Origin of the sequence: Pseudogemmobacter faecipullorum (assembly GCF_020539525.1) — a bacterium.
Lineage (GTDB): Bacteria > Pseudomonadota > Alphaproteobacteria > Rhodobacterales > Rhodobacteraceae > Pseudogemmobacter > Pseudogemmobacter faecipullorum.
Genome location: NZ_JACDXX010000104.1, coordinates 1 through 463, shown reverse-complemented (window position 1 = coordinate 463; position 463 = coordinate 1). Strand labels below are relative to the sequence as shown.

Here is a 463-nt window from a genome sequence, read left to right as displayed (position 1 = left end):
GCGAAGCTTTTCGAGGCGACGGTCAACCTCAATTCCGTGCTGACCATGCGCGCAAGCGCCACCGTCGAAAGCAGCACCGTGGCGCGGATGATCGACATGGTGACCGAGGCCCAAGCCGCCCGCGCGCCGTCCGAGACCTTCAGCGCCTGGTTCGGGCAGCGCTACACCGTGGCCGTGCTTTTGGGGGCCACGCTGGCGTTTGTTGTTCTCTGGGGGATGGGGGCTTCCGCCTCCGACGCCCTCTACCGCGCTGCGGTGCTGTTGGTGGCGGCAAGCCCTTGCGCCGTGGTGATCTCGGTGCCCGCCGCCATGCTGTCGGCGCTGGCGGCTGCGGCACGGGGCGGCGTGTTGTTCAAAGGTGGCGCGGCGCTTGAAGCCTTGGCAGAAGTGAAGAGCTTTTCCTTTGACAAAACCGGCACCCTGACCACCGGAGTTGCAGAGGTCACCGACCTCACCTCAGAGA

Annotated in this window: 1 protein-coding gene; it reads left to right on the top strand. The window is 66.1% G+C overall.

All coding sequences use genetic code 11. The annotated features are described in order from the left end of the window. Window positions 1–463 (top strand): HAD-IC family P-type ATPase (locus H0485_RS21405; RefSeq protein ID WP_226937888.1); only part of this gene is annotated, 463 nt, incomplete at both ends.